At 35.7% G+C, this 8,992-nt stretch carries 8 protein-coding genes and 2 pseudogenes; 2 read left to right on the forward strand and 8 right to left on the reverse strand.

All coding sequences use genetic code 11. From position 1 onward, the window contains the following. Positions 1-189: 189 nt before the first annotated feature. Positions 190-1,530, reverse strand: coding sequence for an MFS transporter (locus AC2SLT_RS05225; RefSeq protein ID WP_486546572.1), 1,341 nt, complete (start codon positions 1,528-1,530; stop codon positions 190-192). Between the two features lie 253 nt (positions 1,531-1,783). Beyond that, a complete protein-coding gene (gene kynU / locus AC2SLT_RS05230; RefSeq protein WP_486546573.1) occupies positions 1,784-3,037 on the reverse strand; it encodes a kynureninase in 1,254 nt (417 codons plus the stop codon). 145 nt (positions 3,038-3,182) lie between these two features. On the opposite strand from kynU, the gene gigD reads away from it, so the two are divergent. Continuing rightward, positions 3,183-3,626, forward strand: coding sequence for an Lrp/AsnC family transcriptional regulator GigD (gigD, locus tag AC2SLT_RS05235; protein ID WP_486546574.1), 444 nt, complete (start codon positions 3,183-3,185; stop codon positions 3,624-3,626). A gap of 113 nt (positions 3,627-3,739) precedes the next feature. On the opposite strand, the gene AC2SLT_RS05240 is transcribed toward gigD, so the two are convergent. The 3 genes from AC2SLT_RS05240 to AC2SLT_RS05250 all read right to left on the reverse strand — a co-directional run bounded on the left by AC2SLT_RS05240 (position 3,740) and on the right by AC2SLT_RS05250 (position 6,428). Next, positions 3,740-4,507: a hypothetical protein gene (locus tag AC2SLT_RS05240; protein ID WP_486546575.1), complete on the reverse strand. Its 768-nt coding sequence runs from the start codon at positions 4,505-4,507 to the stop codon at positions 3,740-3,742. 665 nt (positions 4,508-5,172) lie between these two features. Further along, positions 5,173-5,583 (reverse strand): hypothetical protein, encoded by a 411-nt coding sequence (locus AC2SLT_RS05245; protein WP_486546576.1) that lies wholly within the window; start codon positions 5,581-5,583, stop codon positions 5,173-5,175. Positions 5,584-5,972: 389 nt separating this feature from the next. Continuing rightward, positions 5,973-6,428, reverse strand: coding sequence for a hypothetical protein (locus tag AC2SLT_RS05250; RefSeq protein WP_486546577.1), 456 nt, complete (start codon positions 6,426-6,428; stop codon positions 5,973-5,975). Between the two features lie 31 nt (positions 6,429-6,459). On the opposite strand from AC2SLT_RS05250, the pseudogene AC2SLT_RS05255 reads away from it, so the two are divergent. Next, positions 6,460-7,314: pseudogene (locus tag AC2SLT_RS05255) on the forward strand (IS3 family transposase); the annotation flags it as partial. Positions 7,315-7,627: 313 nt separating this feature from the next. Here AC2SLT_RS05255 and AC2SLT_RS05260 read toward each other — a convergent pair. The 3 genes and pseudogenes from AC2SLT_RS05260 to AC2SLT_RS05270 form a co-directional block, all read right to left on the reverse strand. Further along, complete coding sequence (locus tag AC2SLT_RS05260) at positions 7,628-8,020, reverse strand: hypothetical protein (RefSeq protein WP_486546578.1); 393 nt, start codon at positions 8,018-8,020, stop codon at positions 7,628-7,630. Further along, positions 8,020-8,649 carry a type VI secretion system amidase effector protein Tae4 gene (locus AC2SLT_RS05265; RefSeq protein WP_486546579.1) on the reverse strand — a complete coding sequence of 210 codons (630 nt, stop codon included), beginning with the start codon at positions 8,647-8,649 and terminating at the stop codon, positions 8,020-8,022. The genes AC2SLT_RS05260 and AC2SLT_RS05265 overlap by 1 nt, the downstream gene beginning before the upstream one ends. A gap of 19 nt (positions 8,650-8,668) precedes the next feature. Next, positions 8,669-8,992, reverse strand: a pseudogene (locus AC2SLT_RS05270) (hypothetical protein); the annotation flags it as partial.

Here is an 8,992-nt window from a genome sequence, read left to right on the forward strand (position 1 = left end):
TCTCCACGTAATATATATAGTCAATGAACTACTAAACGGTTACGGCGTTAACCTCGTTAAGCCTACTCTAGTAGTACTTGCACTCGGTTGCTTTGTAACCATTTTAGACTTCTTTGACTATAGTGCATATTTTAAAAGCTTCGTTTATTTATAGCTTAGGGATTTAATGGGTTAGTTATTTTGGCTTACTTATTTCAAAGCTTTATCCCCAGTTTCTTCCATAAACCAAACCGCAATGATTGATAATAAAACGATAAACATCATATACCAAGCTGGCGCAACAGGGTTACCTGTCGACTCAATAAGCCAAGCAATAGCGGGCTGGGTCGTGCTACCAAATAAAATAGCTACTCCTGCATAGGCGACAGAAAGCCCTGTGGCACGAATTTTTCTATCAAACAATTCAGGAACAGCGACCAAACAAGCGCCGCCACTTAATGCCGTAAATCCAGTCAGAACAAAGGTGGTAATCAGCAGGGATGGCAATCCAATATTATTCACCAAGTAATTAAACAGGGGTAAGGATATAAGGACTAATACAACCCGTGGCCAAAACATTAGATTTTTTCTGCCAAATTTATCGCTAAGCCAACCGCCTAATACTGCAAACATTAATATGGCGATACCTGAAACCAGTGTGGCTGACATAGAAATGGCAGGACTAAGTTTTAAGGTGGTCGTCGCATACGTATTCATATAGATAGAGATATAAAGGGGCACGGTGATACCAGCAATTGCCCAAAACGCTATAAAAATCTTACGCCAAAATTCACCCGTTTTAACAACCGTAGGGACATAGGAGGTTTTTGAATTTGATGGAACCGCTTTGTTAGCTGATGAATGAACAGTATCAACAGACGAAGACATTGGATTTTCGTGCAGAGTCTCAGCCATGTTATTACGCAAATATAAGGCAATCGGAATCAGTAAAAGCGTCAAGAAAAAAGGTACTCGCCAACCCCAAGCAAACATATCTTCAGTACTTAAAGATAATATCATTATTATCCCAAAACCACCTGCCATAATGGCTGCAACACCCTGACATGCCAGTTGCCAACTTCCAAATAACCCACGTTTATGCGAGGGTGCACTTTCGATTAAAAAGGCCGAGGAGGGACCTACTTCACCCCCTAATCCAAATCCTTGTAATAAACGACACGTTAAGACAATAATAGGGGCAGCAATACCAATGCTGGCATATGTAGGTGTCAAAGCCAATCCTATAGTACCCACAGTGATAAAAAGAATGGTGAGTAACAGGGCGATTTTACGCCCTTTGCGGTCTGCCACGATACCTAAGATAATACTGCCAAGCGGGCGAGTGACAAAACCAATACCAAATACTGCCAAAGACAGCAATAAGCTAATGAAGGGATCGTCAGAGGGGAAAAAAGCTTTTCCAATATAAACTGCAAAAAACGCATAGAGTACAAAATCATAAAACTCTAAAGCACTGCCAATGACGGCGGCAGTAACGATTTTTTTTGAATTAGGATGATCAGGTAAACGGCTAGATACAATGGTTGACATAATTTATTCCTTAAAAATAAAAACTACCTGTAACAATGAGTGAAACTAGCAATACCAAATTCCTTAGACTATCTGTTATTACTAGTTTATTTTCACCCACAACTTAATGTCATGCATTCACCAATGTATAAACCTCACTTTAGTCAAAATCTTTGTCAAAACCTATGATCTTTATATGTTCTTTAAAGACGCCGATTTTTATTATAAATCCGCTAAATAGAGCGAGAAAATAACGATTGGCGATGGTATTGCATTAAGTCACCGCAGCACGAACCTTAAATTTCTCATTTCTCCATTCTTCGTTTTGCATGACCTGCTTAAGTTCTTGTACCGCCGTCCAAATATCTTCATAACTTAGGTATAAAGGGGTAATACCGAATCTTAGGACTTCAGGTTCACGATAATCCCCAATGACACCACGGGCAATCAGTGCTTGAATAATGGCATAGCCTTCTTTATGCGCAAAACTAACATGGCTACCACGGTAATGGTGGTCTTTAGGGGTAATCAATTCTAAGCCAAATTCGCCACATTCTTGAGCGACTAAATCCATAAATAAATCGGTTAATTTAAGCGACTTTTTACGCAGCTCCTGCATATTGGTAGCCAAGAATATATCTAAGCCACATTCAATCAAGCTCATAGACACAATGCTTTGAGTGCCGCATAAAAAGCGTCGTATCCCTTCTGCGGGCTCATAACTATCTTCCATCGCAAAGGGTTGCTTATGACTCCACCAACCAGAAAGCGGTTGCCAAAATTTATTTTGATGCTTTGCATTTACCCAAGCAAAGGCAGGGGAGCCAGGACCACCATTTAGATATTTATAAGTACAGCCAATAGCAAAGTCGCTATTTGTCTTATTAAGGTCTATCGGCACCGCCCCAATCGAATGAGATAAATCCCAAATTACCAACGACCCATGCTTATGGATGAGCTGATTGCATTGTTCCATATCGTATAGATAACCGTTGCGGTAATTTACTTGCGACAACACCGTGACTGCTACTTTATGGTTCGTTAATACCTTTTCCAAATCGTCAGGATTCTCAAGCAGTACTATCTCATAACCTTGATTAAAATAGTCGATAAACCCTTGTACGATATAAAGATCTGTCGGAAATACATCCCTTTCCACAATAATAGCTTTATGATCAGGAGCGACTTCAGCTTGATTTTTAATAGCCGCCGCCAATACCTTAAATAAATTGACACTGGTAGAATCAGAGACCACCGTCTCGTTGGGGTTGGCACCCATTAACTGAGCAATCTTATCACCAAGCCGAGTCGCTAAACCCCACCAGTCTGCTTTATTCCAGCTATTGATAAGATCTATTCCCCATTCTTTTGAAATGACTTGCTCGGCTTTTGCAAGGGCGGTTTTAGGCTTTGCTCCTAGTGAGTTACCATCTAGATAGATAACACCAGAGGGCAATACAAATTCGTCTTTAAATTTTGCAAGAGGGTCTTCGTTATCCCATTCACGGCATTGTTCCTGAGTAATCATATTTCTTAACTCCTGTTGATAAAAAAGTGTATAAATTAATACTAGCATTAAATAATTCGTCAATCTTCCTATTATCATGTATTAAATTTATTAAAATTAGGATAGTATTTTAAATATAGTATATAAATTAGGATGATATTCAATAATGAACATCGATGTGATAGACCATAAGATTTTGAAGCATTTAAAGAAAAATGCCCGATTAAGCAATCAAGAGTTAGCGGAGCTAGTGAATTTATCCTCTTCAGCTTGCCATCGGCGAGTCAAGATTTTGGAAAAGAGTGGGGTGATTGAAGGGTATCAAGCTAAGATAAACTACGAAAAATTAGGAATGAATTTTTTTGCTATTGTAGAAATTCAACTGTCGCAACTCACTGAAACTGATCATCTACATACGCTTGAGCAAATTAAGATGTTTGAAGAAGTGATTAATGCTTATATTGTCACCGGCGAATCTAACTATATTTTATATATCATGACAGAAGACTTAAATTCCTTTTCAAATTTTGTCATCAATAAACTAAATAAAGTTAGTGGCATTATGAGTATAAATTCAAAGATTATTTTGGATAAAGTGATTCAGAAATGACGATTGAAAGCGGGGTTGATGTGGGATTATTAAAAGTAAATTAAGAGTATATAATCTTTTAGTTGTTCATCTATTTATAATAGATTGATTTAAATGTCAAATATTTAAATCTTTTAATCTTCAAATAGCATATGTGATGCACAAATATCCTTCATTTGGTCATAATAATGATAGTTATCTAACTTATCCTTTATTAAAACAAACTTTTCTGAGTCTAAATTACTGTAATCATAGCCAATAAAAAAGTTCACGCCGTCTTTTAAGGTTCTCTTATCACCATCACATTGTATAATTTGTTTCATATCGAAATTACTTAAATCTTCTTCATTTTCGTACCTTATATAAAAAACGGTATTTCCTATCTTCCCGCGTGTTTCTTGCATAGGTAAGTTGTGATATGTGCCTATTGTTTCATCTTTATACTTTTCATTAACAAATCCTTCTTTTGACTCAGCTAAAAAATTATCAGCAACTTCTCTATAGCTCTTATCTAAAGGTATGTTCACATTAGTTACAGCAAACCTTCTAGTAATGCCATAGACTGATGACTTACCAATTATTTTATCAATAATGAATACATCGTCGACTACTTTGATAAAGTATTTATATTCAGTCTTACTAGAAGTCGTACTAAAGTCCGTTAATACATATTTATTATCAACTGACTCAATGATAGTAAACCTTAATGGTGTATCGGCATATGGCTTTATTTTATCCAAAACAGATTCTAACTGTTGCTTTGAAGGATAAATCTTACAATGAATCTCATCGTTACAACTGTTTGAATTAGATAGAGTAGTGTGGTGGCTTTTATTCAAAATACCTTCGTTGCAACTACATAAAAGAATGACAGAACATATACCTAAAACCATTAATCGCATTATTGATATCCTTATCTAAATTCCTTGGTAAGTTGTTCAATTTATAAATATATATTCTTTTAAGAACATCCTTGAAACTCCGCCTTTACACTGGCAGTAGTACAACCAAAGAAATTAAGTCGACATTGTATGTTCATAGCACAATAAAGGTTAGTATTACCCTATAAAATTGGTTTCATTTAGAGGGTATCCGTCTCTAAGCCATCAATACGCACGATAACTTTCTGACTACACAGTTGTTTATGCATTGGATAAAGCTGGTTTATGGTGTCTTCTCTTGATTATACGGAGGCTTGGACGTAGCTTTAGTAAATAAGTGGTTTAGAGGATATTTCATTATGGTAGCTATTCACGCTTTTCGCTACTATCTGTCCGCCAGCATAGGGCAGTGGTAATGGCTTGAGATGTCACTTGCTTCGCGTGCCATCTCAAGCCTGACCACAGCAGCCTATGATGCCGTTCAGTATATCCGCTGCAATCGTGGCTAAACCGCATCACACGTTAACCACTGTGCGTAAAGTAAATTTTTGAATAATACTGCTATTTGATAGTGGTTCGATTGTAAGTTAAAGCGTATTGTGTTTTTATCATTAACTAACATAACTGATGATGTATTCCTTAAGTTTTAAAAAAATATAAAGAAATTTATAGCTAGATATGAATTATTAACTTTCTCCATGTGCATTATATATCTTAAGTGCATTCTTACAGATAGTTTCATTTTCATATATAAACTTATCCCATCCTGTATTATCTCTTGATAAATTGATGCCTGCATATTGCATCAAGTCTTCGCTATATTGACAATTCATATTTGATAGTTTTTTTAAGTTGAGTTGTTCACAATGCCGTTTGGTTTCATTTAATAAAGGGCTAAAGCCCCAAGCATACAAATCTGTATGAATATGCATTTTTGAAATTTCTTTTGCAGAACAAATTGAACTAAAAGTGTCTTTTTTAATTGAAATATTTATTTCAGGCTGATCTATTCCATTTATATTCTTAGTTAAAGAAGTAATATCGTTGCATCCCAAAAGCAAAAATGTAAAAACTGAAATAAAGTTTAATTTTTTCATAATTAACGATCCGCTTTATCGAGAAAAACATTCGGGTGTATTAAATCACTTATGCGTTTATATTTATACCGCTAGCCTCTTTCATAGTTAGTGCAGAAGTGTCATTAACGATAGAAAACATTTCAAGATGCAACATATTACTAGATACTTTTACTCCAATTAATCTGCCTACCTTTCCAATGGGGCTGAATTACAAATTTTTTTAGTAGCTATATTTTAGACCCAATATTATTCTTCTATATATTCAATGTAACTAATAGCGGTTATCCATAGGAAATACCCCCAAATATATCCGTTAGCGCCATTTTTGATCGTATAATCTGCACCAACTTTGTGTAGTGTTAAATCCTTGATCTCTGTTTCATTAGGATAAAAATCACTAGCAGGTTTTAATATTTTAACCGCTCCAGAATTTTCTCGTCTGTCACTTCGACAAGTGGGGTTTCTATACTAAGTTCCTTAGAATTGCCATAAATAATAAATTGATAGCAAGATTCATAAATTTTACTTTTTATTTTTCTTAATTCGCATTCCTCCCTCCCCAGATAAATACCATCTAATATATCGTTAACAATTGCTTGACTAACTACTTGACCTGTCTTTGCATCTTTATAAAATAAAATACTTTTTTCATAAGGATATAAAGAGCATTTATAAAAAATATATTCATGCCACACTGATGGAAAGCTAAATGTATTGGTAGAGTAGCTAATACAATGCTTAAGATTTTCCTGTGTATTTTCCGTTATTTCCGACACTCTATTATATAAATGCAAGCCTGTACACGCACTACAAACAACAAAGACAAGGCAGACGGATATAGATATCTTTTTGATTAATGTCATAATTTTATCTGTTTGAGACCGATTTAATATAGTCTGTAGAGTATTACCGATTGCTCCATCCACATACTATCGTGCTAAAGAGCTAGAAGAAACGCCTGAAAAGCGTTCACAGCGTAGTCAGCATGACGACTTCTATCTTAAAGAGATTAAACGTATTTGGAAGGAAAGCAAATGCCGATACGGTGCTCGTAAAGTCTGGAAACAGTTGAAGTCCGAAGGTGTACATCCTGCACGCTGCACTGTAGAGCGGTTAATGCGCCAGCATGGCATGCAAGGTATTTGGCGAGGTAAAGGTAAGATAACCACTAAGTCTCGTGATGATCAAATACGGGCAGACGACTTAGTTAACCGTGACTTCACCGCCCATCGTCCTAATCAACTGTGGGTGGCTGACTTTACCTACGTTAAAACGTTGAGTGGTTGGGTATATACCGCCTTTATCATTGATGTGTTTGCCCGTAGTATTGTTGGCTGGAAGGTGTCTAATCGTATGAACACCGATATGGTGATGGCAGCGTTAAATCAAGCAATTGCAAACAGAAACAACCCAAAAGATGTGATCCATCATAGTGATAGAGGTGTTCAGTATTTATCCATTCGCTATACGGATAAGATGGCTGATTCTGGCGTTATTGCATCTGTTGGCACGACAGGTGATTCATACGATAATGCATTAGCTGAAACGGTTAACGGGCTTTATAAAACGGAGGTGATTGAGTATTTAAAACAGCAGTGGCAAGGTGTGAGCGATGTTGAATTAGCAACCCTTGAATGGGTCGATTGGTTTAACAAAACACGTTTGCATAGTACGATTGGTTATGTGTCGCCTTTTGAGTTTGAGAGACGATACTATGATAGTCTTAGTGAGTCAGACAAAGTTGCCTGACTCAAGTAATCCACTCTCCGATATAGTCGGGGCGGTTCATACCTTCAATTACTGGTCTTACGGCTTTCATATAAGTTATATGTGCATCAACTTCACTATTAGATGTAACACCGCCCAATGTTCTTAGTGCAGCATTAAAAACTAGGAACAACAAATCTTCAGGGTCAACTGAGGTTGAAATCTGTACTGTTCTAGGATTTTCGTTAGAGGGTAAGTTATCACCAATTAAAATTATTTCATTTTTGTTAAAGATACTAATAAAATTATATAAAATATAAATTTAAATTTTTTTCATTCTTTAATTTGTATATTCTTATTCATATATTTCAGAATCAAGTTGTTTAATATAACTGTTATACTCTGGACTGTTATATAAACTTAAACAGGAAAATAGTGCAACATCTTTATCATATGTTGAAAAAGCACTTTCTTTATAGTTTTCTTCTACAAATCTTCTAACATGTTTGTATACTCTTAAATCATGAGAGCCAGACTGAAAATAAGCTCCTTCAGCAACAGCATACTCTTTATAGATTTGACTTTTTTTATCTAGAGTCTTGTATCCCATGCAATAAGCCATACCATAATCCTTGAGTTTTTGTCTGGAATCAATGATATGTGATTTTTTAATTGTTGTATTAGTAATTGTACAGCCCTGTGATAGTAATAAAAAAGGTATAAGGGCTATTATATATAAACATTTCATTACTTTATCTCCCAAAAAAGGATTTTATCAGTTCTAGCAGGAGGATCAGGTTGAAAATAACAACTATCACCACAAGTGAAGCCATTCCATAGTGTGACATGTCCAGTTGCATCGCCCCAACCTGTAACATCAAATATTATTATGCCTGTTTTTCCTATAAGTTGATTACGAACTTCTGACATTGCTATTTGTGTCGATTTAAAAGTAGAGGTTGGCTGACCAAAATTTTTTGTCACTAGCTTAATAGCATCTTTTACTCTTAATAAATATATCTTATTATCAGCACCTTTCGCCCATCCCCCTCTACTACTATCACTTGTAGCTATTGTATATCCAGAATAATTCAATGATCTACTAAATCTTAAAGCACACGCATTAGTATAGGCGTTAGGGTTTTCTAAGTGTAGAGCTAATGCTTGACCTCCTACTAACGTATATGCTTCTGAAGCTGAGCTATTAACTGGATAGTTTTTCCAAAGTTTTGTAAATAATGAATTTCTTGTTATTTTTACCTCTTCAACACTAATTTCAGGTTCTGCCTGTGTGGTTGAAGTGTCTGAATCATTTGATCCCAATATTCGTCCTATTAACCAGCGAGCACCTCCAGCTGTATCAGGAAGGATAGGCATGTTCTACTCCTTATTTTTATCAATTTTTAAATGAGCTCGTATTTTTTGTTGTATTGAAGTACGTAAAGACCTCTGTATATCCATCAATATCAGTCGTACCTTCAAACAATTCACCTGTTTTTTCAGCCTGAGCAATATAATCCACATAGCTATAGGGTAAATCATCATCATCTACAAATCTAAACTGAGCACTATACTTATCTAACTTCAAATGCACCTTTATCTCATCAGGCTTAGCACTAAAGAACGTTTGTGTTTTACCCTCATCATCAGTCACACCCTCATAAGTCTCTTGAGTTCGTTCATTAATCGCAACATAAGGTGTATTCGCATAAGCAATATC

This window comes from Psychrobacter sp. CX18 (assembly GCF_057396215.1).

Coding starts and splice junctions, on each gene's coding strand:
- AC2SLT_RS05225 (WP_486546572.1), bottom strand. CDS start 1,530: ATGTCAACCATTGTATCTAGCCGTTTACCTGATCATCCTAATTCAAAA.
- kynU (WP_486546573.1), bottom strand. CDS start 3,037: ATGATTACTCAGGAACAATGCCGTGAATGGGATAACGAAGACCCTCTT.
- gigD (WP_486546574.1), top strand. CDS start 3,183: ATGAACATCGATGTGATAGACCATAAGATTTTGAAGCATTTAAAGAAA.
- AC2SLT_RS05240 (WP_486546575.1), bottom strand. CDS start 4,507: ATGCGATTAATGGTTTTAGGTATATGTTCTGTCATTCTTTTATGTAGT.
- AC2SLT_RS05245 (WP_486546576.1), bottom strand. CDS start 5,583: ATGAAAAAATTAAACTTTATTTCAGTTTTTACATTTTTGCTTTTGGGA.
- AC2SLT_RS05250 (WP_486546577.1), bottom strand. CDS start 6,428: ATGACATTAATCAAAAAGATATCTATATCCGTCTGCCTTGTCTTTGTT.
- AC2SLT_RS05260 (WP_486546578.1), bottom strand. CDS start 8,020: ATGAAATGTTTATATATAATAGCCCTTATACCTTTTTTATTACTATCA.
- AC2SLT_RS05265 (WP_486546579.1), bottom strand. CDS start 8,649: ATGCCTATCCTTCCTGATACAGCTGGAGGTGCTCGCTGGTTAATAGGA.